Source organism: Massilia sp. YIM B02443, assembly GCF_030411955.1.
GTDB lineage: Bacteria > Pseudomonadota > Gammaproteobacteria > Burkholderiales > Burkholderiaceae_D > Telluria.
Genome location: NZ_JASNRA010000007.1, coordinates 106939 through 130989 on the forward strand (window position 1 = coordinate 106939; position 24051 = coordinate 130989).

Below are 24051 nucleotides of genomic sequence, written 5' to 3' on the forward strand. Positions count from 1 at the left end.
GCATGGTGAAGTCGGACGTGGGTCAGGCGGAGCCGAGCGCGCGCGCCGGCAGGGCGAGCGCCGTGCCTGCGCCGGACCACGCCGGCAGGAGGATTTCAAAGGCGGTGCCGGCGGCGGAGCTGCGGCAGTCGATGTGGCCGCCCAGCTTCTTGACCAGGCCGTGCACGATGGACAGGCCGATGCCGCGCGGGACGCTGCCGTTGCCGTCGGTCGCTGCCTTGGTGCTGCGCACCGGCGCGAACAGGTTGGCCAGCACTTCGCGCGACAGGCCGGGGCCATTGTCGCTGACGACCAGCTCCAGGTACAGCTGGCGCTCGCGGTTGACGTGGCCGCGGTTGACGATCTCGATCCGGCCGGCGCCGCCGTGATTGCCCGCGCCCTGGCCCAGCGCTTCGACCGCGTTCTTGACCAGGTTGACCAGGATCTGCTTGAGCACGTCCGGGTCGCCTTCGATCGCGGCGTCGCCGGCCATGCGCGCCACGATCTCGATCGAGGACGGCACGAAGCTGCTGGCGCGGAACAGGCGCAGCACCTCGTCGACCACCCTGGCGGCATCGGTGGGCCGTGCCGCGCCCCAGCGTTCGTCTTCCTGCGCGCCGCCGTCGGCCAGGCTGCCGATCAGCTGGCCCACGCGGTCGATCTCTTCGTTCAGGATCGACAGCTCGCCGCCCACCGGTTCCTGGCGCGCCAGCTTGCTGTCCAATACGCTCAGGTAGTTCTTGATGATCGACAGCGGATTGTTCACTTCGTGCACCACGCGGCGCGACGCTTCGCGGAACTCTTCGGCGGCATGGGCCAGCTGACGGCGCGCCTGGCCGCGTTCGGCCAGCAGGGCTTCGAGCGCGCCGGCGGCCTGGACCCCGAAGGCCTGCATGAAGCGCTCGCGCCGCTGGCAATGCGGCAGCTGCCAGGCGGCGACGCCGCCCACCAGCACGCCCAGGCAGCGCGCTCCCGCCACCAGCGGCACCACCACCATGCTCTCGCTGCCCAGCATGCGCAGCAGCTGTTCCTCGGCCAGGCCGAGCGGCTGGCGCTCGCGCTGTACAAAAGCGGGACGGCGATCGAGCGCGCTTTGCGCCACCGGTCCGCCCCTGGCCAGCGACACGCTGAATCCGGCGATGCGCTGCACGCCGGCCAGCGGCGCCCCGGCCAGCGCCTGGCCGGTCGGGTTCTCGAGCAGCACCACGGCGCTCTCGAAGTCGAACAGGATGCGCGCGGTGCGCGTCATCGCCTCGACCAGGCCCGTTTCTCCCTGCTGGCGCGCCAGGCTCTGGCCCACTTCGGACACCAGCACCATATTGCGCATCTCTTCGTTGAGGCGCTGCTGCACCGGGTCGGCGGGCGGCGGCGCCCAGGCCGGCGGCGCCGCGATGTCGTCGGCCCCGTTCAGGTCGATGCCCAGGTGGGCGGCCGCCTGCTCGACCTGGCGCCCGGCGCCGTCGCGCATCTGCGTCGCGCGTTCGACGGGAATCGCGCACAAGGCGCAGGCGTCCAGGACCTGCGCCGCGTCGTCCGCGTGCGCCGCCAGCACGTGCGCCAGGCGCACGATGCGGATCAATGGATGGCTCGCTTCCAGCCGTTCGCTCGGCTCGTGGTGGTACAGCACCGCGTCGGCCAGGAACGAGTCCAGGCGCCAGCGCTCGATCAGCCAGGCGCCGGCCTCGGTGTGGGTGATCTGCAGCGTGCGCTGCTCGACCGCGCACAGGTCTTCGTCGTCGCGCGCGGTGAAATTGAAGCCGTATTCCTTGGGCGCGGCGGCCAGCAGCGCCAGCCGGCCGACGTTGTGCAGCAGGCCGGCAAGATAGGCTTCTTCGGGATGCGGGTAGTCGAGCATGCGCGCCGCGTCGCGCGCGATTACCGCCGCGCCGAGGGCGTTCTTCCAGAACGCGCGCAGGTCGACGCTGCCGGCATGGGGGAAGCTGTTGAAGGTCTGGAACACCGAGTCGCTGATCACCAGCGTCTTGATCATGTCGGTGCCGAGCGCCACCAGCGACTGCTCGAGATTGGCGCTGCGCGTGGTGCGGTGGTAGGCGGAGCTGTTGGCCACCGCCAGCAGCTTGGCGGTCATGCCGGCATCCTTGCCGATCAGGGCGGCGAGTTCGGGCATGCCGAGGTCGTCGGCCTGCAGGTGCTCGATCAGCTTGACCAGGATCTGCGGCATGGCCGGCAGTCGGGCAATCAGGAGGCGATTGCGGATGTCCTGGTCGGATTGGTGCATGTTTTCAAACACGGCCGCCACTTGTCGAAGGTATTTACCTGGTGGCGGGCCCGGGTGGCTTGCCACAACGTCTAGCGCTTCATTCCATGGAACAGGCGCGCGTTGTGCCCTCTGCTCCCGATGCTAAAGTAAAAACGCATCTTAGCATATATATATTTCTGATCTGGAACAATAGTTACGCTGGAAACTCTTGCCGAGTAATTGCTCTAATGCTAGGGGCGCATTGTACAGCAACTTGTGGTAAATGGTTAAATTTTACCCAAGAGACTTGTCGCAATTGCAATTACACAACGTTACCCGGGCTGCATGATACACCCGGGTAGTGGCATGCTCAAGGGACGTGGTGGCCGCTGGCGCGCAGCTTGCGCCGGTGCCGGCGCGCGGTTACCCAGCAGGCCAGCGACAGCAGCACGAAGCCGGCCTGGCCCAGCGCCAGCGCCAGCACCGAATGCGACAGCGCCGGCGCCACCGCCCCCGCCACCACCGCGCCCAGCAGGGTCGAGACGAACGACTGGCACGAGGCCACGGTGCCGCGGATGTGCGGAAACAAATCCAGCGCCAGCAGCGTGGCGCCGGGCGCGATCAGCGAGCTGCCAAAGGTGAAGAAGAACATCGGCGCCACGCTCCACGGCAGCGCCGGCGGCAGGAACACGTGGTAGCTCACGTTGAACGCCACGGCGCCGAGCATGAAGAAAAAGCCCATGCGGATCTGGCGCGCGAAGTCCATCGTGCCGGCCAGGCGGTTGGCCATCAGCGAGCCGAGGAAGATGCCGCTCACGGTCGGCACGAACAGCCAGGCGAATTGCGACGGACCCAGGCCCAGGCTTTCGGGCAGCATCACCGGGGCCGCCGCGATGTACAGGAACAGGCCGGCGAAGTTGAGGGCCGTGACGCCGGCCTTCATGTGGAACAGGAAGGAGCTGAAGATGGCGCCGTAGCTCTGCGCCAAAAAGCGCGGATTGAACGGCTGGCGTTTCGGCAGCGGCACCGTCTCGGGCAGGTGCTTCCAGCAGAACCAGCCCAGCAGCACGGTGTACAGACACAGCGCGATAAAGATGCTGCGCCAGTCGAACAGGGTCACGATCCAGCCGCCCACCACCGGCGCGATGGCCGGCGCGATCGAGAAGATCATGGTCACCATCGACAGCAGCCGCGCGGCGGCGGTATCGGAATACAGGTCGCGGATGATGGCGCGCCCCACCACCACCCCGGCCCCGGCCGACACCCCCTGCATGATGCGGAACACCCACAGGTAGTGCACCGAGGACGCCGCGGCGCAGCCGAAGGTGCCGATCGCGAACACCACCAGCGCCACCAGGATCACGTTGCGCCGGCCGAAGGCGTCGGACAGCGCGCCATGCCACAGCACCATGGCGGCGAAGGCCAGCATGTAGGCGGTCAGGGTTTGCTGCACCTCCAGCGGGGTGGCGCGCAGCTCGGCCTGGATCTGCGGGAAGGCCGGCAGGTAAGCGTCGATCGAGAACGGCCCCAGCATCGACAGGGCCGCCAGCAGCGTGGCCAGGCCGCCGGCCGTGAGCATCGCGATCTTGTGCGGCGGGGGAAGCGGCACCGGGGTGACCGGGTCCTTGGGCAGATCGGATGGTTCTGTGGGCGGCAGCATGGGTTCTCGTCAGTCTTGTTTCGGTTTTGCTTCCTCGCGGCGGTTGAAGCCGGCCACCATGTCGAAGCGGAACAGGCGGCATTCGAGCGCGCCGTTGAAGAACGGCGTCTTGCGCGATTCCTTCAGGCGCAAGAGCTTGGGCAGGCCCAGGTCCGCAGTGAACAGGTAAGCGGTCCAGCCGGCGAAGCGCTGCTTGAGCGTGGTGCTGAAGGCGGAATAGAAGCCGCTCGCCATGTCGTCCTGCGGGATGGTGCTGTCGCCGCGCACGCCGATCCGCTCGCCGTACGGCGGGTTGGTCAAGAGGATGCCCGGCTGTTCGGTCGGCGCCACCACGTGTTGGGCTTCGATCTGCTTGAGCGGCACGTCGAACAGGATGCCGGCCACCTTCAGGTTATGGCGCGTCATGGCGACCATGTCGCCCGAGATGTCGGAGCCGAAGATGGTCGGCTGGTCCGGTAGCGGGTTCGGCTTGATGGCCGACTTCATCGCGGCCCAGGCCTGGCGGTCATGGTCGCGGAATTTTTCAAAAGCGAACTTGCGGCGCGCGCCGGGCGGAATGCCCTGCACCATCTGGGCCGCCTCGACCAGGATCGTGCCCGAACCGCACATCGGATCGAACAGCGGCACGCCCGGCTTCCAGCCCGACACGCGCAGCAGGCCCGCGGCCAGGTTCTCGCGCAGCGGCGCGTCGCCCGTCTCTTCGCGCCAGCCGCGCTTGAACAGCGCCTCGCCCGAGGTATCCAGATAGATGATGAAGTTGCGCTGGTCGAGGAAACCGGCGATGCGCATGTCCGGCTCGCGCGTGTTGACCGACGGGCGCTTGTTGAACTGGTCGCGGAAGCGGTCGCAGACGGCGTCCTTGATCTTGAGCGTGGTGAACTCGAGGCTCTTCAAAGGCGATTTCACCGCGGTGACGTCGACCCGGATGGTGTGCTCGGGGCCGAACCAGTCTTCCCAGGGCTGCTCGAGCACCAGGTCGTAGATGTCGTTTTCGTTGCTGTAGCTGCGCTGGCCCATGCGCATCAATACGCGCGAGGCGATGCGCGAGTGCAGGTTGACCAGCCAGGCGTCTTGCAGGGAACCGGAGCAGTGCACGCCGCCGGGAACCTGGTTGTGCACCTTGAAGGTGGTGCTCAGCTGGGCGATCTCGCCCAGTTCTTCGGCCAGCGCCGCTTCCATGCCGCGCGGGCATGGGCAAAAATAAGATGCCATTACAGGGGTACCTTTTGTCCGTTGATGAAACTGTGAAGCCATGGAGATAACGCGTCAGCCGGGGAATCGGCTGACCGTAAAATGCGGTTTATTACTGTGCTGCTTAGAACGGCTTGACCACCACCAGCACCACGATCGCCAGCAGCAATACCACCGGCACTTCGTTGAACCAGCGATACCAGGTATGGCTGCGCGTATTGACGCCGCGTTCGAATTTCTTGAGGATGGCGCCGCACATATGATGGTAGCCGATGGTCACCAGCACCAGCGCGAGCTTGGCGTGCAGCCAGCCGCCCTGGATGCCGAAGCCCATCCACAGGTACAGGCCGAGCAGCACCGCCGGCACCGAGATGATCATCGAGAAGCGGTACAGGCGGCGCGCCATGCCCAGCAGGCGGGCGGTCGCCTCCGGATTGGTTTCCTGGGCCAGGTTGACAAAAATGCGCGGCAGGTAGAACAGGCCGGCGAACCATGAGGCGATGAAGACGATGTGCAGGGCTTTGGTCCAGAGATACAGCATGCGGTTCCTTGTTGAGTTTATTGACGGATTTCGCCGTGGCCGAACACGACGTACTTGAGCGAAGTGAGCCCTTCCAGCCCGACCGGCCCGCGCGCGTGCAGCTTGTCGTTCGAGATCCCGATCTCGGCGCCCAGGCCGTACTCGAAGCCGTCGGCGAAACGGGTCGAGGCATTCACCATCACCGAGGCCGAATCGACTTCGCGCAGGAAGCGCATGGCGGCGCTGTAGTCTTCGGTGACGATGGCTTCGGTGTGCTTCGACGAATACATCTCGATGTGGTCCATCGCCTCGTCGATGCCGGCGACGACCTTGACCGCCAGGATCGGTGCCAGGTATTCAGTCGACCAGTCTTCTTCGACGGCTGCGACCAGGTGCGGGTAGCCGGCCAGGATTGCCTGCGCTTCGGGATCGGCGCGCAGTTCGACCTGCTTGTCGGCATACAGCGTGGCCAGGCGCGGCAGCACGCTCGGCGCGATCGCGCTTGATACCAGCAGCGTCTCCATCGTGTTGCAGGTGCCGTAGCGGTGGCACTTGGCGTTGAACGCGATCGCCAGCGCCTTGTCGACGTCGGCCCTGGCGTCGATGTAGACGTGGCAGATGCCGTCCAGGTGCTTGATCATCGGCACCGTGCTCTCGGCCATCAGGCGCGCGATCAGGCCCTTGCCGCCGCGCGGCACGATCACGTCGACGTACTGCGGCATCGTGATCAGGGCGCCGACGGCGGCGCGGTCGACCGTGTCGACCACCTGCACCGCATCAAGCGGCAGGCCGGCCTTGCCGAGGCCTTCGGCCACCAGCTTGGCCAGCGCGCGGTTGCAGTGGATCGCTTCCGAGCCGCCGCGCAGGATCGCGGCATTGCCGCTCTTGATGCACAGGCCGGCCGCATCGACCGTCACGTTGGGCCGCGCTTCATAGATGATGCCGATCACGCCCAGCGGCACGCGCATCTGGCCGACCTGGATGCCGCTCGGGCGCACCTTCATGTTCGAGATCTCGCCCACAGGATCGGGCAGCGCGGCGATCTGGCGCAGGCCGGCGACCATGGTGGCGATGGCCGCATCGGACAAGGCCAGGCGGTCCATCAGGGCCGGGGCCAGGCCGGCGGCTTGCGCGGTCTCGAGATCTTTTTCATTCGCGGCGCGCAGCTCGGACGCGTCGCGCTCGATGGCGTCCGCAATCAGGTGCAACGCGCGGTTGCGGGTGGCGGTGTCGGCGCGCGCCATCGCGCGCGAAGCGGCGCGCGCCTGGCGGCCGAGCAGGTGCATGTGTGCGGTGATGTCCATCATTGTCCCGTTGCGTTGTAATCGGTGGCATGGGATGCGTGCCTGGTTTGAACGCGTGGACGGGAAACCCGTCCGCCCTACCGCGCCACCCGCAACGCCAGCTGCAACATCGCATCCCACGCGTCGCCGGCGAACGCCTTGGAGCGCAAGCCCTTGACCATGCGGTCGACCTGCGCCGCGTCCTGCAGCGCCGCTTCCAGGGTGGCGAGCGACACGCGGCGCAGCGCCGGTTCCATCATCCGCTCGCGCGGACCCCAGATCCGGTATTCCTTGAGCAGCGCGCCCAGCGGCCTTCCCTGCCCCATCCCGGATTTCAATTTTAGCAGCGTGCGGATTTCTTCGGTGACCGCCCACAGCACCAGCGGCAGCGCCTCGCCCTCGCCTTTCAGGCCTTCGAGCATGCGCGCCAATCGTGTGGCATCCCCCAACAGCATCGCTTCGGACAGCTTGAACACGTCGTAGCGCGCCACATTGAGCACCGCGTCGTGCACCTGCTCGAACGTCAGGCGGCCCGGCTCGTACAACAGGCCCAGCTTCTGGATTTCCTGGTGCGCCGCCAGCAGGTTGCCCTCGACCCGGTCGGCGATGAAGTCCAGGCTCTGGCGCTCGGCGCTCTGGCCCTGGCTTGATAAGCGCATGCCGATCCACTGCGGCAGCTGCGCCCGCTCCACGTTCGGGATCTCGATATACACCGCGGCCTGCTGCAGCGTCGTTACCCAGGCCGCCTTGGCGGTCTGCCAGTCCAGCTTGGGCAGGGTAATCAGGGTCAGGTTGTCGGGGCTGAGGTCCTTGGCGTAGCTTTGCAATGCGGCGCTGCCGTCCTTGCCTGGTTTACCGGTCGGGATGCGCAATTCGATCAGCTTCTTGTCGCCGAACAGCGATAAGGCCTGGTTGGCCGCCAGCAGCTCGCCCCACTTGAAGGTGCGCTCCACCGTCAGCACGTCGCGCTCGGTGTAGCCTTGCGCGCGCGCCGTCTTGCGAATGCGGTCGGCCGCTTCCAGCGCGAGCAGGTGCTCGTCGCTGGTGATCACGTACAACGGCGCCAATCCCTTGGCCAGCTGGCCGTCGAGCGCCTCGAGCCGTAACTGCATCGCGGGGTCAGGCTCCCACCGGTTTGATCGCCACCAGGCGGCGCAGGATCTGCTGCACCAGGTCGGTCTGCATGTCGCGGTACAGCAGCGCTTCTTCCGATTCCTTGGCCAGCACCTGCGATTCGTCGAAGGCGATGTTGCGGCGCAGGGTGATCTCGGTCGGCGCCAACAGCTGGCGGTTGTTCGCATCGCGCACCTGGAACACCAGCGTGTAGCTGAGCGAATATTCGCGCACCCGGCCCAGGCTGTTGAGCGACTGGATCGCCTTGCCGCGCGTTTCGCTGATCACGTCGAACAGCGCTTCGGCCTTCGAGGCATCATTGACGACGCGCACGGCATCGCCCGCGCGCAGGTTGCGCTTGAGTTCAGTACCCAGCGGCGACGACTCGTTGAACGACAGCCAGATCGACTGGAACGGCATGTTGTACTGACCGTTGCTGCCGCGCAGCTGGAAGCCACAGCCCGCCAGGACCGCCGCCGCCAGCAGCGCGCACAGGGCGCGCACCAGGTGTTTGCTCGGCGCGCTCATGATCACACCACGATGTTGACGAGTTTACCGGGGACGACGATGACCTTCTTCGGCGTGCCTTCGATGAACTTCTGCACCGCTTCCGATGCCAGCGCAGCGGCTTCGATGCTGGCCTTGTCGGCGTCCTTGGCCACCTTGACCGAGCCGCGCAGCTTGCCGTTCACCTGGATCATCATCTCGATCTCGGACTGCTCCAGCGCGGCCGGGTCGACCTGCGGCCACTGCACGTTCAGGATGTCGCCGTGCGCGTCGGCGTAGCCCAGGCCTTGCCACAGCGCGTGGGTGATGTGCGGCGCAACCGGGTTCAGCAGGCGCAGGAAGATCGAGAAGCCTTCGGCGACAACGGCGTTCGATGCAGCCGAGTCATCCAGCTTCGCGGATTCGAGCGTGTTGAGCATCTTCATGCAGGCCGACACCACGGTGTTGTACTGGATGCGCTTCAGGTCGTAGTCGGCCTGCTGCAGCACCTTGTGCACTTCGCGGCGCAGCGTCTTCTGTTCGTCGCTCAGGGTGCCTTGCGCTTCGCCGTTGAAGCTGGCAGCGATGCGTTCGCGCTGGGCGTAACCGAAGGCCCACACGCGGCGCAGGAAGCGGCTGGCGCCTTCGACGCCGCTGTTCGACCATTCCAGGGTCTGTTCCGGCGGCGACGCGAACATGGTGAACAGGCGCGCGGTATCGGCGCCGTACTGTTCGATCTGCGCTTGCGGGTCGATGCCGTTGTTCTTCGACTTCGACATCTTCTCGGTGCCGCCGATTTCGACCGGCTGGCCGTCGGCCTTGAGTACCGCGCTTTGCGGGCGGCCCTTGTCGTCCAAGATGAGCTCGACGTCGGCCGGATTGAACCAAAGCTTCTTGTTTGGTTCAGGTTCGCGATAATAGGTTTCGTTCAGCACCATGCCCTGAGTGAGCAGGTTGACGAACGGCTCGTCGAACTTCACCAGGCCGAAGTCGCGCATCACCTTGGTCCAGAAGCGCGCATACAGCAGGTGCATGACGGCGTGTTCGATGCCGCCGATGTACTGGTCCATCGGCATCCAGTAATCGTTGCGGGCGTCGACCATGGCGTCGTTCGAACCCGGCGAGGTATACCGCATGTAGTACCACGACGAATCGATGAAGGTGTCCATCGTGTCGGTCTCGCGGCGCGCCGGCTTGCCGCATTGCGGGCAGTCGCACTTGAGGAAGGCTTCGTCCTTGTTCAGCGGGTTGCCGGTGCCGTCCGGGACCAGGTGCTCGGGCAGCACGACCGGCAGGTCGGCTTCGGGCACCGGCACCGCGCCGCAGTCGCCGCAGTGGATCATCGGGATCGGGGTGCCCCAGTAGCGCTGGCGCGAGATGCCCCAGTCGCGCAGGCGGAAGGTGGTCTTCTTCTCGCCCAGGCCCTGAGCTTCCAGTTCGCCGGCCACGGCATTGACGGCCGAGGTGTAATCGAGGCCGTCGTACTTGCCCGAGTTGACGGTGCGGCCGTTTTCCTTGTCGCCGTACCACTCCTGCCAGCCTTCCAGCGAGAATTCCTGGCCTTCGACTGCGACGACCTGCTTGATCGGCAGGTTGTATTTCTTGGCGAACGCGAAGTCGCGCTCGTCGTGGCCCGGCACGCCCATCACGGCGCCGTCGCCGTAGGTGATCAGGACGTAGTTGCCGACCCAGACCGGGATCTGTTCCTGGGTGACCGGATGGGTGACGAACAGGCCGGTCGGCATGCCCTTCTTCTCCATGGTCGCCATGTCGGCTTCGATCACGGAGCCCTTCTTGCACTCGGCGATAAATTCCTGCAGGGCCGGGTTGTTGCGCGCGGCGTGCTGCGCCAGCGCGTGTTCCGGCGCCACGGCGCAGAAGGTCACGCCCATGATGGTGTCGGCGCGGGTGGTGAACACGTACAGCTTGCCGTCATTGATGGCGGCGCCGCTGTCGTCCGTCACATTGTGCGGGAAGGCGAAGCGCACGCCGGTCGACTTGCCGATCCAGTTGGCCTGCATGGTGCGCACGCGCTCCGGCCAGCCCGGCAGCTTGTTGTCGACGTGGTCGAGCAGCTCGTCGGCGTAGTCGGTGATGCGCACGTAGTACATCGGGATCTCGCGCTTTTCGATCAGCGCGCCCGAACGCCAGCCGCGGCCGTCGACCACCTGCTCGTTGGCCAGCACGGTCTGGTCGACCGGGTCCCAGTTCACGGTGCCGGTCTTCTGGTAGATGATGCCTTTTTCCAGCATCTTGAGGAACATCCACTGGTTCCACTTGTAGTAGTCTGGTTTACACGCGGTCATCTCGCGCGACCAGTCGATCGCCAAGCCCATCGACTCCATCTGGCCGCGCATGTGGGCGATGTTCGAATAGGTCCATTCCGCAGGCGGCACGTTGTTGGCCATCGCCGCGTTTTCCGCCGGCATGCCGAACGCGTCCCAGCCCATCGGCATCAGGACGTTGTAGCCGTTCATGCGCAGGTAGCGGTACATCACGTCGTTGATCGTATAGTTGCGCACGTGACCCATGTGCAGCTTGCCCGATGGGTAAGGCAGCATCGAGCAGGCGTAGTACTTGCCCTTCGGGAAACGCGGGTCGTGTTCGACGGCTTTATAGGCGTCGATCGACTTCCAGTAGGCCTGGGCGGCCTGTTCGACTTCGGCTGGACTATATTTTTCTTGCATGATGGCTGCAGATGAAGTGTGGGATGTAGAACCGGACATTATAACGGGTCTGGAAGCCGGTTCGATGTGTGGCGCGGCCCGGCAAGCCGCGGCAGATGGAAAATGTAAAAAGGCAGCGTCTTGCAACGCTGCCTTCGGGATTCATCGCAGGACCAGTTCCAGCGCCGGCTTCTCGCCGTAATCCTCGTAGCGCTCGTTGATGCCGCCGATGCAGAACGTCAGTTCTTCGAGCAGGTCCGGCGCCTGCGCTTTCATCTTCTCGGCATCGGTAATCACGATTTCGAGGACCTCATTGGCTTTCAACCGGAATTTGGTCATGTTCTCGTCGTCGCGCAGATAGCTCATGCAGTCGACCCAGGCGTCGATGCTGTCGGCGTACGTCTCCGGGAAACCGAACGCTTCCCGGCTCTGCTGGTGGAAGGACGCCTCGTCGACGATCGCGGCGCCGTTCAGTTCAGCCACTGCCATGAATCAAACCTTCAAGCCAAGGACGTCCTGCATGTCGAACAGGCCGTTGGCCTTGTCCGCCAGGAAGCGCGCGGCGCGCAGCGAACCGTGGGCATAGGTCACGCGGCTGCTCGACTTGTGGCTGATCTCGATCCGCTCGCCGGTGCCGAGGAACATCACGGTGTGGTCGCCCACCACGTCGCCGCCGCGCACGGTGGCGAAACCGATGGTCGACGGATCGCGCTCGCCGGTCACGCCTTCACGGCCGTAGACGGCGCATTCCTTCAGGTCGCGGCCGATGGCGTCGGCAATCACTTCGCCCATCTTGAGCGCGGTGCCGGACGGCGCATCGACCTTGTGGCGGTGGTGCGCCTCGACGATCTCGATGTCGTAACCTTCGGCAAAGCTCCTGGCCGCCATTTCCAGCAGCTTGAGGGTGACGTTCACGCCCACGCTCATGTTCGGAGCGAACACCACGCCCACCTTTTCTGCCGCGGCGGCGATCGCGGCCTTGCCGGCGTCGTCGAAGCCGGTGGTGCCGATCACCATCTGCTTGCCGTTGGCGGCGCAGTATTCCAGGTGCGCCAGCGTGCCTTCCGGACGGGTGAAGTCGATCAGGATGTCGGCATTGTGCAGGCCGTGCTTGAGGCTGTCCTCGATCATCACGCCGGTCAGGAAGCCGCCGAAGGCGCCCGCGTCCTGGCCGATGAACGGCGAACCCGGCAGGTCCAGGGCGCCGGCCAGGCGCGCGTCCGGCGCGTACTGGATGGCTTCGATCAGCATGCGGCCCATGCGGCCGCTGGCGCCGGCAACGGCGATATTCAGCATCGTCATCGTGCGCTCCTTATGGCTGGATGGCGGCCGGGGCGTCGCCGGCGCGCACCGGGGCGACCGGACGGGCTTCCGGCTTGTTCTTCGGCACCTTGGTCGGGCCGGCGATACGGTCGATGTAGTCGCGCTCGCTCGGCAGGTTGCCGCCTTCGAAGCGTTCGACCACATTGTCCTTGAAGAAGATGGTGACGCGGCTGGTGGTCAGTTCGCCATTGCCGCGCGCCAGGTAGAACGGATAGTCCCAGCGGTCGGCATGGAAGGCGTCGGTCAGCAGCGGCGAGCCGAGCAGGAAGCGCACCTGGTCGCGGGTCTGGCCCACCTTCAGCCCGTTCAGCATTTCCTGCGAGACGAAGTTACCCTGCTGGATGTCCGGGCGGTACGGCGAGAAGATCCACAGGAAGCGCTGCAGCTTCGATGCCTGGACGGTCTGCGCGCCGGCATTGGCGATCGCGGCCTGCTTCTCGGCGTCGGCCGCGGTCGCGCCGGCGTCGGTGCTCACCGGCGCCGCGGATTGGCTGCGCCAGCTGGCGCAGCCGGACAGCACGAGGGTGCAGGCCAGGCCGGCCGCGAGCGCCGCCCGGGCGGAGAATCGATGAAGACCGTAATGGCTAACGGCTGGTTTGACGCGCATAGGTAACCTCAAAACGTTCGAGCGGGAGCTTTCAAAACGCTATATCATAAAGCACTCCGCCCATATTAGAGTAACAAACATGAGTAACAATCCGACTGACCTGAAGGCCAGCGGCCTGAAGGCCACCCTGCCGCGCCTGAAAATCCTGGAAATTTTCCAGAACAGCGCCGTGCGGCACCTGACGGCGGAAGACGTCTACAAGATCCTGCTGGCCGACAATATGGACGTGGGCCTGGCAACCGTCTATCGCGTCCTGACCCAGTTCGAGCAGGCCGGCCTGCTCAACCGTAACCATTTCGAGACCGGCAAGGCCATTTACGAGCTCAATGCCGGTTCGCACCACGATCACCTGGTGTGCCTCGATTGCGGCCACGTCGAAGAGTTCTACGACGACCAGATCGAACAGCGCCAGCATGCGATCGCCGAAGAGCGCGGCTACAATATCGCCGAGCATGCGCTGGCGATTTATGGCAATTGCGTCAAGGTAGGTTGCCCGCGCAAGCCGGGCTGATCGGCTGCAGCCAGTCAGCAAAAGAAAGCACGCCGAGCGCGTGCTTTTTTCATGGCTGAGCTTATTGGCTGGCTTATTGGCTGACTTACGGCTGGCTGAGCGCATTCGACAGCAGCTTGGCCGTCACGTCCACGATCGGAATCACCCGTTCATACGCCATGCGCGTCGGCCCGATCACGCCCAGCGTGCCGACGATGCGCCCGTTCACCGCATACGGCGCCGTGACCACGCTCATCTCATCCATCGGCACCAGGTGCGATTCGCCGCCAATGAAGATCTGCACCCCGCCGGCCTTGCTCGACACGTCCAGCAGCTGCATCAGCCCGGTCTTCTGCTCGAACATCTCGAACATCTGGCGCAGCGAGCTCATGTTGGATGACAAATCGGTCACCGACAGCAGGTTGCGCTCGCCCGCGATGACCATGTCGTCGCCTTCGGCCATCGCCTCGCTGCCGGCCTCCACCGCCGCCTGCATCAGGCGCCCCATGTCGTCACGCAGCTGGCGCAGTTCGCCGGTCAGGCGGTTGCGCACGTCGTCGAACGACAGGCCGGCGAAGTTCTGGTTCAGGTAGTTGGCCGACTGCGTCAGTTGGGCCGGGGAATAGTCGACGTCGGTCAGCAGCAGGCGGTTCTGGACGTCGCCGCGCGGATCGACGATCACCAAGAGGATGCGCTTCTCGCCCAGGCGCAGGAATTCGATCTGCTGGAACACCGATTCGCGGCGCGGGCTTTGCACCACGCCGGCGAACTGGGTCAGCGAGGACAGCATCTGGGCCGCGTTGGCGATGATCTTCTGCGGCTGCTGGATCGGCAGGCGCATATTGTTCGCCCCCACTGCGCCCTCGTCGAGCTGCTGCACCGTCAGCAGCGTATCGACGAACAGGCGATAGCCGCGCGGCGTCGGCACGCGGCCGGCCGAGGTGTGCGGACTGGCAACAAAGCCCATCTCCTCGAGATCCGCCATGATGTTGCGGATCGTGGCCGGCGACAATTCCAGGCCGGAAATCTTGGACAGCGCCCGCGAGCCTACCGGCTGGCCGTCGGCGATGTAGCGTTCGACGAGCGCTTTGAGCAGGGTTTGGGCACGGTGATCGAGTTGCATGGTTCGGAGTGAATAAGCGAAAGGCGCTGGCGCCAACGGTGGCTATCCTATTATAGGCAGGTTGGGACGCAACGCGGCAGTACAAGGGCGCGTCCCCGTACCTCTCTATATGTGTGCGCTTTCCAGCCAGCCGATCAGTTCCAGCAGGCTGCTTACCTCGACATCAGGCCGTACCTCGTGCGCAAGGTCATTGACCTTGCCCGTCCGGTTCATCCAGGCCGCGCGCAGCCCGGCGCGCTGCGCGCCCTGGACGTCGAGCAGCAGGTCGTCGCCGACGTACAGCGCCTCGTGCGGCGCCACGCCCAGTGCCGCGCAGCCGGCCAGGAAGATGCCGGGGTCGGGCTTGGCGCGGCCGTACTCGCGCGCCGAGATCGAGGCGCGGAAGTGGTGCGCCAGGCCGATCGTCTGCAGGTCGGCCACGCCGTTGGTGACCGAGCCGACCAGCACCCGGCTCTTCAGGCGCAGCAGGCCCGGCACCACGTCGTCATACGGCGTGACGGCGTTCCTGGCGGCAAAGAACTCGGTCATCGCCAGCTCGACCTTGGCCGGGTCTTCGCCGACCTGCTCGAAAGCCGCCACCAGGCCGGCGTGGCGCAGCGCGCCGAGGTCGATCTCGAACTCGGGGCGGCGCGCCAGCAGTTCCAGCCGGGCCTGGCGCAGGCTGGCGATGGTGAAGCGCTCGACCACGCGCGGCGCGTGCCGGGCCAGCCAGGCGAACAGGATCTTCTCGGCTTCCAGGATCACGGGCGCGATCGGCCACAGGGTATCGTCGAGATCGAACAGTACGGCCTTCGGCCAGGGTTGACGGCTTGTCATCATGCGTAAATACGGAATATCGCAGAAACATCGGGCGCCCCAGCATAGCGAGGCGACCACCACATTGCAATCGCGCTTCGCCGGATAAAAAGGTGTTACGCCACGGTTACACCGTGATACAACAGCAAATGGACCAGCTGCTTGGCAAATGCACTAAAATGTTGAGCTAATTTTCCACCCAACCGCGCAGCTGCGCTGTTTCCGCTAGATATTTGGAGAAATGATGAAGAGTTCTTACCTGCGCGCCGGCGCCGCGCTCGCATGCGCAGCTGCCCTGTCCGCCTGCGGCGGCAGCGACGGCGAGTTGCTGCTGGGCGGTTCGTACAGCGGCGTGACCAAGGCCGGCCTGGTGCTGCTCAACAACGGCGGCAACCGCCTCGAAATTCCGGCATCGACCGCCGGCAACGGCACCGGCACCTTCTGGTTCAATGACCTGGTCTCGACCGATGACGAATACAACGTTACCGTCGACGGCAAGCCGGACAACGTGGAAGACTGCGAAGTCATCAACGGCAAGGGCCGCGCCGCGTTCAACATCTCCACCGTGCGCGTGATCTGCGAGTTCAAGCGGCATGAGCTGAAGGGTTCGATCAACAACCTGCAAGGCAGCGGCCTGGTGCTGGTCAATGGCTCGGACCGCGTCGAAATCGGCGCCGGCGCCACCTCGTTCGCCATGGCCACGGTGCCCGAGGACGGCGTGTATGGCATTGCCATCCTGCATCCCCCAGCCAACCAGACCTGCACCATCGCCAATGGCAGCGGCACGATGGGCAAGGCCGACATCACCAACGTGAGCGTCACTTGCGCACCTTAATTCTCTTGGAGCGAATGCAATGAAGTCTTTCCTGATCCGTCCGGCGCTCGCGCTGGCGCTGGCCGCGGGCCTGGCCGGCTGCGGCGGTAGCGACAAAGCCGAGTTCACCGTCGCCGGCACGATCTATACCCTGGCCTACGACGGCTTGAAGCTGACCAACAACGGCGGCGACGAGATTTCCGTCTCCCCGCCGGCCAAGGCCGGCGATCCGGTAAACTACTCCTTCCCTGGCAGGATCGAATACGGCGACGTGTACAACGTGATCGTCTCCAAGCAGCCCGACCACCAGACCTGCCGGCTGAACACCAGCTATCCGGTCAATTCCGACACCGCCGGTCGCCTGGCGCAGATCAGCATCCCTTACATCTGTACCATCAACACCGCGACCATCGGCGGCAAGGTCAGCGGCCTCACCGTCGAAGGATTGCAACTGGCCAACGGCAGCACCGGCGGCGTGGTCACGCTGGCCAAGGATGCGACTACGTACATTTTCCCGCTGGAGGTCGAGTACAACCAGACCTATGGCGTGACCGTGCTCAAGAATCCGGCCGGCCTGAACTGCACCGTGTCGAATCCGACCGGCACCATGGGCGACAATGCGGTCACGAATATCGACGTGGCCTGCGTTCCGGCCACCTGATCGCTCAAGACATACGAATTCTTTATGTCGAGTATGTGAAAGGAGAATTGGACTTATATGCTGTCGTGCAGCATACTAACTCCTGTCTCCTCCAACTCTCCTCAGAAAAGAATTGGATTTAGCCCGCTCTCGTAGCGGGCTTTTTTTTACCTGCGCGATGCAAATATCCGCGCGTTAACGCAAAAGCCGCGTTGCCTGTCGCTAAACAGACACCGCGGCTTGTATCAGATTGCGATTTTACTGGGGCAGATTCGCCAAGGCCACATACTGCTCCAGGGTGACCGCTTCCGGCCGCAGGCCCGGATCGATCCCGGCCTCGACCAGCTGGGCTTCGGTGAACATCCCCGCCACGCAATTGCGGATCACCTTGCGCCGCTGCGAGAAGGCCTTGGCCACCACCGCCTCCAGCCGCTTGGCGTCGCAAGGCAGCTGGCGCCGCGTCGGCACCATGCGCACGATGGCCGAATCGACCTGCGGCGGCGGATCGAAGGCGGTCGGCGGCACGATGAACAGCATCGCCATGTCGTAGCGCCATTGCAACATCACCGACAGGCGGCTGTAGGCCTTGGTGCCCGGCTCGGCCACCATGCGCTCGACTACTTCCTTCTGCAGCATGAAGTGCTGGTCCTCCACCAGGTGCGCGAACTCGGCCAGGTGGAACAGCAGCGGGCTGGAAATGTTGTACGGCAGGTTGCCGACCACGCGCAGTTTTTGTCCCTCTGGCACCGGAATCGATCCGAAGTCGAACTTCAGCGCATCGCCCGAATGCACGGTCAGATGTTCGCGCGGATAGGCTTTTTCCAGGCGCGCCACCAGGTCACGGTCGAGCTCGACGACGTGCATGTGGTCGAGCTGCTTGAGCAGCAGCGCGGTCATGGCCGCCAGGCCCGGACCGATCTCGACCATCGCCTGGCCGCGGCGCGGGCCGATGGCGTCGATGATGTCGCTCAGGACGTGATTATCGGTCAGGAAGTTCTGGCCGAAGCGCTTGCGTGCTACGTGTTTCATGAATGCTTTCTTATTGATTCGGGGCGGAGCGCCGCGCGGCCACCATCTGCATGGCGGCGCGGATCGCCTCTTCCATGCTGCCGCAGTCGGCCAGGCCCAGTCCCTGGGCGGCGAGGTCGAGCGCGGTGCCATGGTCGACCGAGGTGCGGATCAGCGGCAGGCCGAGGGTGACGTTGATGCCGCGTCCGAAGGTGGCGTGCTTGAGCACTGGCAGCCCCTGGTCGTGGTACATCGCCAGCACGCAGTCGGCGTCCTTCAGGTATTTCGGCTGGAACAGGGTGTCGGCCGGGTACGGGCCGCGTGCATCGATGCCGCGTGCGCGGGCATTTTCCAGCACCGGCGTGATGACGTCGATCTCTTCGCGGCCGAGGTAGCCGTTCTCGCCTGCATGCGGGTTCAGGCCGGTGACCAGGATCACGGGCTCGGGAATACCGAACTTGTCCTTCAGGTCGGCGTGCAGGATGTCCAGCACCTGGGTCAGGTTCTCGACCGTCAGGGCGGCGGAAACATCTTTCAACGGCAAGTGCGTGGTGGCCAGCGCCACCCGCAGGTAAGGCTGCTCGCCGGAAGGCTGCCCCGCCAGCATCATCACCACTTTCGGCGTATTCGTCTTTTCGGCCAGGTATTCGGTATGCCCGGAAAACGCGATGCCGGCGTCGTTGATCGTGCTTTTCTGCAGCGGCGCGGTGACGATGGCGTCGAACCAGCCTGCAGAACAACCTTCGATCGCCAGGTCGAGCGTGGCCAGCACGGCGCGCCCATTCTCGGCGTCCAATGTCCCCGGCACCACGTGCGCCGCCAGCGGCACGTCGACCACCGCCAGGCGCTCGGAACCGAAGTGCGGCAGGCCGCCGTTGCGCAACGCTTGCGTGGACAATGCCGACAGGCGGATCGCCGGATCGATCAGGCCGGCGGTGAGCGCCAGGAAGGCGGCGTCGCCCACCAGCACGCAGTTGGCCTGCGCGCGCAGCGCCCAGGCGGCGCGGATGGCGATTTCGGGACCGATGCCGGCCGGTTCGCCGACCGTGATCGCCAGGACCGGCCTCTGGTGCGCCAACGGGCGCCCTGGCGCCTGTGGCGCTGCCATGGATTACTGCTCCTCGCGGAACTCGACGTAGGCGCGGTCGCGCACTTCGCGCACCCAGCTTTCCATCGCTTCCTGCATCTTGCGCTCGCGGATGACCTGGCGCGCCACGTTGCGTTCTTTCTGCTGGGTCACGTCTTCGCTCTTGCGCTCGATGACCTGGATCAGGTGGAAGCCGAACGGCGACTGGATCACGTCCGACACCTGGCCCGGTTTCAGCAGGTTCATCGCCTGCTCGAATTCAGGCACCGTGTCGCCCGGGTACAGCCAGCCCAGGTCGCCGCCCTTGCTGGCCGAACCGTCCTGCGAGTGCAGGCGCGCCAGTTCCTCGAAGGTGCCGGCGTTGTTGTCCATCTTTTCCTTCAGTTCCAGCAGTTTGCGCTTGACCTCGCCCTCGGTCATGGTCGGGGTGACCTTGATCAGGATGTGGCGCGCGTGGGTCTGCTCGACCACGGTCTTGTCGGCGGCGTTGCCGTCGGCCAGCGAGCGCTTGCCGGCCATCTTGAGGATGTGGAAGCCGACGTTGGTCTTGATGATCGGCGTCACCTGGCCCGGCTGCAGCTTGCGCAGCTCGGTCGAGAACACCGGCGGCAGGCGGTCGGCGTCGCGCCAGCCGATCTCGCCGCCCTTGAGCGCGTCCGGCGCGTCCGAATAGGTGGCCGCCATCTTGGCGAAGTCGGCGCCGGTGCGCAGCTGGCGCAGCACTTCGTCGGCGCGCGCGGCGCGTGCCGAAATCTGTTCCGGCGACGCATTCTCGGGCACCCGCACCAGGATCTGCGAGATGTCGGCTTCGAAGCGGTCGGCGGCGGCGGCCTTGCTGGCGGCCATATAGGTGTCGACCTCGGCTTCCGAGATCTGGATCTTGCTGTCGACCTCGTGCTCGCGCAGGCGCTGCATCATGATCTCGTTGCGGATGTCCTCGCGGAACTGGGCAAACGGCATGCCCTCTTTTTCCATCTGGTTGCGCAGGTCCTGCACCGACAGCTTCTGGTTCTCGGCGATGCGGCCGATGGTGGCGTCCAGGGTGCGGTCGTCGACGCGCACGCCCATTTCCTTGGCCAGCTGCAGCTGGGCGCGTTCCACGATCATCGCTTCCAGTACCTGGCGCTGCATGACGGAGGCGTCCGGCAGCTGGGCTTGCGGGTTGCGCGCCTTCATGTTCTGGGTGACCTGCACCAGGCGGTTGGCGACTTCGTTCCTGGTGATCACTTCGTCGTTGACCACCACCTGGATCGAGTCGACCACCTTGGCGTTGGCGGACGCCGGCGGCAGGAAGCCGCCGGCCTGGGCCGCGGGAGCGGCTGGGGCGGCGGCGGGAGCGGCGGCGGCCGGCGCGGCCTGGGACTGCGCCAGCGCCTGGCCGGTGGTGAGCGCGCACAGCAGCGCGGCTGCGAGCCCGATGGCTCGCGAGTTCTTGAGACGGGTAGTACGCATCATCTGGGAAGCACTCATTTCAGGATTGTTCAAATCGTGGGCCGCCGCCTTGGACGGCCTTTAGTGGACTGCTGGTCAAAGCCTATCACCATTAACTTATTGGAAAATTATGGTCGGCCGACGCCGGTATTCAACTGAGTATAGCCCGGAATGCTCCTGTTGAATGTATCCAGCGGGTTGCCCAGGCCCAGGCGCGACAGGCCATTGAGCTCGAGCTGGAAGAAGGACTGCGTCGAGGTGGTCTGCGCGGCGGTCACGAAACGCTGCGCGCCCATTCGGAACACCCAGCAATCGGCCTGGTATTCCAGGCCCACCAGGCTCTCGATCAGCTTGCTGCCGGTGGACGGATTGACCGCCTGCCCCACGCCATACGAGCGCAGCGCATAGCTGACCCGGCCGACGCCGTACCAGCGCTTCGAGATCGGCCACTGCGCCGACAGGTCGATGTTGCGGAAGCTGTCGCGCTGATAACGGTATTCGGCGTTCAACACCTTCATCTGCCCGGGGCGCCACTGCACACCCGCATTCGAGCTGTACAGACTGCTGCCGTTGGCGTCGTATTGTACGCCGCTATCGAAGCTCCAGGTCTCGGAAATACGGCCCGCGGCCGCCAGCAGCAGGTCGGAGCGGCTCTGGTGCAGGGTTTCGCCCGGCAGGCGCACGCGCGGCTCTTCGAAATACAGGCGCTGGCCGAACGCCAGGCGCAGTCGTTCGGCGCCGTCGGCCTGGATGTAGCGCGACACCAGGGCTGCGGTCAGCTGGTTGGCGTCCGACACCCGGTCGAGGCCGACGTAGCGGTTCTCGCTGAACAATTGCGCGTAGTTGAAGCCGGCGCGGCCGGTGTCGAACACCGGGATGTCGTCCTGGTTTTCGTACGGCGTGTAGACGTAGAACAGGCGCGGTTCCAGGGTCTGGGTGGCGGCGTTGCCAAACAGCGAAGTCTGGCGCTCGAACACCATCCCGCTGTCGAGCGAGAAGGTCGGTACCGTGCGGCTGACCTTGTTCGACAGGCCGGGACGCAGCTCGACCCCGCGCACGTTGGAATCGATGTCGTACTTGGCCGCGTTGTACATCAGCTTGGGCGTGACGAACCAGCCCGGACGCACGATCGGATAGCTGACCTGGCCGTTGATCACGGCGCGGTTGCCGCGCACCAGGTCCGGATGCCAGAAGCGGGTCGCCTCGGCGTCGATCGCCCAGTCGAAGCCGGCGACGTCATAGCGGCCGGCATGGAAATTAATCTGCGGCAGGCGGTCGTAGGGACGCGGCACCGTCAGGCTCGGGTTCTCGGCGGCGGCCGGGTCTTGCAGCACCTGGTAGTTCTGGGCGCGCGCGTTCAGGCTCCAGTACTGGCCATAGTAGTCGGTGCGCACCTCGCGCAGCAGCTGGCGCTCGGCGCTGGCCGAGACCGTGCGCGAGAAGTCGGCCGGGTATTCGTCGTCCGAGGCGCCGTGCAGGTTCCAGCCGTACGACCAGTTCGGCCTGATGGCCTGGCTGTGCAGCGAGTCGGCGCGCCAGCGCGTGGTGTTGGTCTTGCGGTCGTCCGGCAGCACCTCGACGTGGGTCTCGCCGTTGTAGGCGCCACCGTCGGTGACGCCCAGGTAGCGCCCGGTGGCGCCGAGCTGGAAGCCGCGGTCGAACATCATGCGCGGGTACAAAGTCAGGTCACGGTTCGGGGCGATGTTGACGTAGTACGGCACCATCACCTCGGCCTTGCCCTGCGAGCCGAAGCCGATCGACGGCGGCAGCCAGCCGGAACGGCGCTGGCCCGACAGCGAGAACGACATCGCCGGGGTGCCGATGATCGGCACGTCCTTGAAATAGATGATGGTCTTGCCGGCGGTGCCGACCTCGCGCCCGGTGTCCAGGCGCAGCGTGCTCGATTTCAGGTACCAGTCCGGATCCGGGCCCTGGCAGGTGCTGTAGGTGCCGTCGCGCACCACGGCCTGCTGCTCGCCCAGGAAGTCGATCCGCGACGCCTGGCCCTGGCCGTTGTTCGCGGCCAGGAAATAAGTCGGGTTCAGGACGTAGCCCTTGCCGGTCTCGAGATTCAGTTGCAGCTCGTCGCCTTTGTAGCGGTCGCCGAAGCGCCACATGTTGACGTTGCCGGTGGCGGTCACTTCATCCTCGACCCGCAGGTAGCAGGCGGTGTCGGCGGTGATGCCGGTCTGGCCGCGCGTGATCTCGACGTTGCGGTTCAGGTCCATGCGGCGGTCGGGACGGCCGCCGATCTCCTCGGCACGGATGGTGAGCGGGAGTTCTTCTTCATTCTGGGGCGCGGGCGGGACGTTCTGCGCGTATGCCGGCGCGGCGGCAGCCAGGGCATAGAGCGCGAGGACGTGGCGCGGCGGGAAGGGTTTGGCCGAGGACCAGCTCATAGTTCGCAGATCATGGGAAATCGGCGTACGCCATGGGCGTGCGCCATATTAAGGGCGGTTTTTTTCAAATGAATCCCTTATTATATGAGAATTAGCTCAACCAACCGGATTCACCAGGCCGCTTCATGTCTTCTTCGTATCAAAATTCCCCCACTTCGATTGACAACGCTGCTGAACCGGGCACTCATGGTGATGCACGCGATGCGCGCCTGGCGCAACTGAACGACTGGCTGGCCGCGACCGGCCTGGTGGACGTGGCCAGCGGCCGCCCGGCCTCGAGCGACGCCAGCTTCCGCCGCTATTTCCGCTACGACGTGGTACCAAGCCTGCAAGACAAGCTGGGCGCGACGCTGGTGGCGATGGACGCCCCGCCCGAGCGCGAGAACGTGCCGGCCTTCGTCCAGGTCCAGGGCTTGCTGATGGAAGCCGGCGTGACGGTGCCGGCGATCGCCGCGCGCGACGTCGAACGCGGCTTCCTGCTGCTGTCCGACCTGGGTTCCACCACCTACCTGGCGCGCCTGGACAGCGACAACGCCGCCTTCATGTACTCGGATGCGGTCGACGCCCTGCTCAAGTTCCAGATGGCCAGCCAGCCGGGCGTGCTGCCCGAGTTCGACCGCGCCTTCGTGCTGCGCGAACTGAACCTGTTCCCGGAGTGGTACCTGGGGCGCCACCTGAAGGCGACGCTGGACGAGAAGCAGCAGGCGCAACTCGACAAGGTCTTCGAGGCGATCGCCTCCAACGTGCTGGCCCAGCAGCAGGTCTTCATGCACCGCGATTTCCATTCGCGCAACCTGATGCATCTGGACCAGGGTAATCCCGGCGTGCTCGATTTCCAGGACGCGGTCTACGGCCCGATCACCTACGACCTGGCGTCGCTGCTGCGCGACGCCTATATCCAGTGGGACGAAGAGATCGTGCTGGACTGGGTGGTGCGCTACTGGCAGAGCGCCAAGGGGGTCGGCCTGCCGGTCAATCCGGACATCGACGCCTTCTACCGCGACTTCGAGTTCATGGCCCTGCAGCGCCACCTGAAGATCCTCGGCATCTTCTGCCGCCTGAACTACCGCGACGGCAAACCGGTGTACATGGACGACCTGCCGACGGTGCTCGACTACGTGCGCAAGACCGCCAACCGCTATACCGAACTGAAACCCTTGCTGCGCCTGCTCGACGCGGTCGACGCCTTCGGCGACAAGGGCGCGCCGCAAGTCGGCTACACCTTCTGAAAGAGGC

General features: G+C 65.2%; 21 protein-coding genes. 4 read left to right on the forward strand and 17 right to left on the reverse strand.

What is annotated here, in order from left to right; all coding sequences use genetic code 11:
• Positions 1–22: 22 nt before the first annotated feature.
• The 11 genes from QPK27_RS09660 to QPK27_RS09710 all read right to left on the reverse strand — a co-directional run bounded on the left by QPK27_RS09660 (position 23) and on the right by QPK27_RS09710 (position 13028).
• Positions 23–2218 (reverse strand): HDOD domain-containing protein, encoded by a 2196-nt coding sequence (locus QPK27_RS09660; protein ID WP_290418009.1) that lies wholly within the window; start codon positions 2216–2218, stop codon positions 23–25.
• Positions 2219–2549: 331 nt separating this feature from the next.
• On the reverse strand, positions 2550–3839 hold the full coding sequence (locus QPK27_RS09665; RefSeq protein ID WP_290418010.1) for a multidrug effflux MFS transporter: 1290 nt from the start codon (positions 3837–3839) through the stop codon (positions 2550–2552).
• Between the two features lie 9 nt (positions 3840–3848).
• Entirely contained in the window at positions 3849–5051 is a 1203-nt protein-coding gene (locus QPK27_RS09670; RefSeq protein ID WP_374047042.1) for a class I SAM-dependent RNA methyltransferase, read from the reverse strand.
• 103 nt (positions 5052–5154) lie between these two features.
• Positions 5155–5571, reverse strand: coding sequence for a CopD family protein (locus tag QPK27_RS09675; protein WP_290418011.1), 417 nt, complete (start codon positions 5569–5571; stop codon positions 5155–5157).
• 17 nt (positions 5572–5588) lie between these two features.
• Positions 5589–6854 carry a glutamate-5-semialdehyde dehydrogenase gene (locus QPK27_RS09680; protein ID WP_290418118.1) on the reverse strand — a complete coding sequence of 422 codons (1266 nt, stop codon included), beginning with the start codon at positions 6852–6854 and terminating at the stop codon, positions 5589–5591.
• A gap of 77 nt (positions 6855–6931) precedes the next feature.
• A complete protein-coding gene (holA, locus tag QPK27_RS09685) occupies positions 6932–7945 on the reverse strand; it encodes a DNA polymerase III subunit delta (RefSeq protein WP_290418012.1) in 1014 nt (337 codons plus the stop codon).
• 7 nt (positions 7946–7952) lie between these two features.
• Entirely contained in the window at positions 7953–8474 is a 522-nt protein-coding gene (lptE, locus tag QPK27_RS09690; RefSeq protein ID WP_290418013.1) for an LPS assembly lipoprotein LptE, read from the reverse strand.
• A gap of 2 nt (positions 8475–8476) precedes the next feature.
• On the reverse strand, positions 8477–11119 hold the full coding sequence (gene leuS / locus QPK27_RS09695; RefSeq protein WP_290418014.1) for a leucine--tRNA ligase: 2643 nt from the start codon (positions 11117–11119) through the stop codon (positions 8477–8479).
• Between the two features lie 141 nt (positions 11120–11260).
• Positions 11261–11587 carry a barstar family protein gene (locus QPK27_RS09700; RefSeq protein ID WP_290418015.1) on the reverse strand — a complete coding sequence of 109 codons (327 nt, stop codon included), beginning with the start codon at positions 11585–11587 and terminating at the stop codon, positions 11261–11263.
• 3 nt (positions 11588–11590) lie between these two features.
• Positions 11591–12400, reverse strand: coding sequence for a 4-hydroxy-tetrahydrodipicolinate reductase (dapB, locus tag QPK27_RS09705; protein ID WP_290418016.1), 810 nt, complete (start codon positions 12398–12400; stop codon positions 11591–11593).
• Between the two features lie 10 nt (positions 12401–12410).
• Positions 12411–13028 (reverse strand): outer membrane protein assembly factor BamE, encoded by a 618-nt coding sequence (locus QPK27_RS09710; RefSeq protein WP_290418017.1) that lies wholly within the window; start codon positions 13026–13028, stop codon positions 12411–12413.
• Positions 13029–13107: 79 nt separating this feature from the next.
• Between QPK27_RS09710 and fur the strand changes: the two genes are divergently transcribed.
• Positions 13108–13539 (forward strand): ferric iron uptake transcriptional regulator, encoded by a 432-nt coding sequence (gene fur, locus QPK27_RS09715; protein WP_290418018.1) that lies wholly within the window; start codon positions 13108–13110, stop codon positions 13537–13539.
• A gap of 85 nt (positions 13540–13624) precedes the next feature.
• Here the strand turns inward: fur and hrcA are convergent, their stop codons facing one another.
• Positions 13625–14641 carry a heat-inducible transcriptional repressor HrcA gene (gene hrcA / locus QPK27_RS09720; protein ID WP_290418019.1) on the reverse strand — a complete coding sequence of 339 codons (1017 nt, stop codon included), beginning with the start codon at positions 14639–14641 and terminating at the stop codon, positions 13625–13627.
• 105 nt (positions 14642–14746) lie between these two features.
• On the reverse strand, positions 14747–15460 hold the full coding sequence (locus QPK27_RS09725; protein ID WP_290418020.1) for an HAD family hydrolase: 714 nt from the start codon (positions 15458–15460) through the stop codon (positions 14747–14749).
• 217 nt (positions 15461–15677) lie between these two features.
• Here QPK27_RS09725 and QPK27_RS09730 point away from each other — a divergent pair, with 217 nt between their 5' ends.
• Both QPK27_RS09730 and QPK27_RS09735 read left to right on the forward strand, forming a co-directional pair.
• Positions 15678–16271, forward strand: coding sequence for a hypothetical protein (locus QPK27_RS09730; RefSeq protein WP_290418021.1), 594 nt, complete (start codon positions 15678–15680; stop codon positions 16269–16271).
• A gap of 19 nt (positions 16272–16290) precedes the next feature.
• A complete protein-coding gene (locus QPK27_RS09735; RefSeq protein ID WP_290418022.1) occupies positions 16291–16911 on the forward strand; it encodes a hypothetical protein in 621 nt (206 codons plus the stop codon).
• Between the two features lie 237 nt (positions 16912–17148).
• Here QPK27_RS09735 and rsmA read toward each other — a convergent pair whose 3' ends face one another.
• From rsmA to QPK27_RS09755, 4 genes are all read right to left on the reverse strand, one after another.
• Positions 17149–17919, reverse strand: a complete 771-nt coding sequence (rsmA, locus tag QPK27_RS09740; protein ID WP_290418023.1) for a 16S rRNA (adenine(1518)-N(6)/adenine(1519)-N(6))-dimethyltransferase RsmA — start codon at positions 17917–17919, stop codon at positions 17149–17151.
• A 10-nt stretch (positions 17920–17929) separates the two neighbouring features.
• Entirely contained in the window at positions 17930–19006 is a 1077-nt protein-coding gene (gene pdxA, locus QPK27_RS09745; protein ID WP_290418024.1) for a 4-hydroxythreonine-4-phosphate dehydrogenase PdxA, read from the reverse strand.
• Between the two features lie 3 nt (positions 19007–19009).
• Entirely contained in the window at positions 19010–20455 is a 1446-nt protein-coding gene (locus QPK27_RS09750; RefSeq protein ID WP_290418025.1) for a peptidylprolyl isomerase, read from the reverse strand.
• 89 nt (positions 20456–20544) lie between these two features.
• On the reverse strand, positions 20545–22815 hold the full coding sequence (locus QPK27_RS09755; protein ID WP_290418026.1) for an LPS-assembly protein LptD: 2271 nt from the start codon (positions 22813–22815) through the stop codon (positions 20545–20547).
• A gap of 125 nt (positions 22816–22940) precedes the next feature.
• On the opposite strand from QPK27_RS09755, the gene QPK27_RS09760 reads away from it, so the two are divergent.
• Positions 22941–24044 (forward strand): aminoglycoside phosphotransferase family protein, encoded by a 1104-nt coding sequence (locus tag QPK27_RS09760; protein WP_290418027.1) that lies wholly within the window; start codon positions 22941–22943, stop codon positions 24042–24044.
• The last annotated feature ends 7 nt before the right edge of the window (positions 24045–24051 follow it).

Excerpts from the sequence above, each read along its gene's own strand:
- rsmA (WP_290418023.1), bottom strand. The coding sequence starts at position 17,919 with ATGAAACACGTAGCACGCAAGCGCTTCGGCCAGAACTTCCTGACCGAT.
- pdxA (WP_290418024.1), bottom strand. The coding sequence starts at position 19,006 with ATGGCAGCGCCACAGGCGCCAGGGCGCCCGTTGGCGCACCAGAGGCCG.
- QPK27_RS09675 (WP_290418011.1), bottom strand. The coding sequence starts at position 5,571 with ATGCTGTATCTCTGGACCAAAGCCCTGCACATCGTCTTCATCGCCTCA.
- lptE (WP_290418013.1), bottom strand. The coding sequence starts at position 8,474 with ATGAGCGCGCCGAGCAAACACCTGGTGCGCGCCCTGTGCGCGCTGCTG.
- QPK27_RS09730 (WP_290418021.1), top strand. The coding sequence starts at position 15,678 with ATGATGAAGAGTTCTTACCTGCGCGCCGGCGCCGCGCTCGCATGCGCA.
- QPK27_RS09735 (WP_290418022.1), top strand. The coding sequence starts at position 16,291 with ATGAAGTCTTTCCTGATCCGTCCGGCGCTCGCGCTGGCGCTGGCCGCG.
- QPK27_RS09750 (WP_290418025.1), bottom strand. The coding sequence starts at position 20,455 with ATGAGTGCTTCCCAGATGATGCGTACTACCCGTCTCAAGAACTCGCGA.
- QPK27_RS09665 (WP_290418010.1), bottom strand. The coding sequence starts at position 3,839 with ATGCTGCCGCCCACAGAACCATCCGATCTGCCCAAGGACCCGGTCACC.
- QPK27_RS09660 (WP_290418009.1), bottom strand. The coding sequence starts at position 2,218 with ATGCACCAATCCGACCAGGACATCCGCAATCGCCTCCTGATTGCCCGA.
- QPK27_RS09700 (WP_290418015.1), bottom strand. The coding sequence starts at position 11,587 with ATGGCAGTGGCTGAACTGAACGGCGCCGCGATCGTCGACGAGGCGTCC.
- QPK27_RS09725 (WP_290418020.1), bottom strand. The coding sequence starts at position 15,460 with ATGATGACAAGCCGTCAACCCTGGCCGAAGGCCGTACTGTTCGATCTC.
- leuS (WP_290418014.1), bottom strand. The coding sequence starts at position 11,119 with ATGCAAGAAAAATATAGTCCAGCCGAAGTCGAACAGGCCGCCCAGGCC.
- QPK27_RS09755 (WP_290418026.1), bottom strand. The coding sequence starts at position 22,815 with ATGAGCTGGTCCTCGGCCAAACCCTTCCCGCCGCGCCACGTCCTCGCG.
- QPK27_RS09710 (WP_290418017.1), bottom strand. The coding sequence starts at position 13,028 with ATGCGCGTCAAACCAGCCGTTAGCCATTACGGTCTTCATCGATTCTCC.
- QPK27_RS09760 (WP_290418027.1), top strand. The coding sequence starts at position 22,941 with ATGTCTTCTTCGTATCAAAATTCCCCCACTTCGATTGACAACGCTGCT.
- dapB (WP_290418016.1), bottom strand. The coding sequence starts at position 12,400 with ATGACGATGCTGAATATCGCCGTTGCCGGCGCCAGCGGCCGCATGGGC.
- QPK27_RS09680 (WP_290418118.1), bottom strand. The coding sequence starts at position 6,854 with ATGGACATCACCGCACACATGCACCTGCTCGGCCGCCAGGCGCGCGCC.
- holA (WP_290418012.1), bottom strand. The coding sequence starts at position 7,945 with ATGCAGTTACGGCTCGAGGCGCTCGACGGCCAGCTGGCCAAGGGATTG.
- hrcA (WP_290418019.1), bottom strand. The coding sequence starts at position 14,641 with ATGCAACTCGATCACCGTGCCCAAACCCTGCTCAAAGCGCTCGTCGAA.
- QPK27_RS09670 (WP_374047042.1), bottom strand. The coding sequence starts at position 5,051 with ATGGCATCTTATTTTTGCCCATGCCCGCGCGGCATGGAAGCGGCGCTG.
- fur (WP_290418018.1), top strand. The coding sequence starts at position 13,108 with ATGAGTAACAATCCGACTGACCTGAAGGCCAGCGGCCTGAAGGCCACC.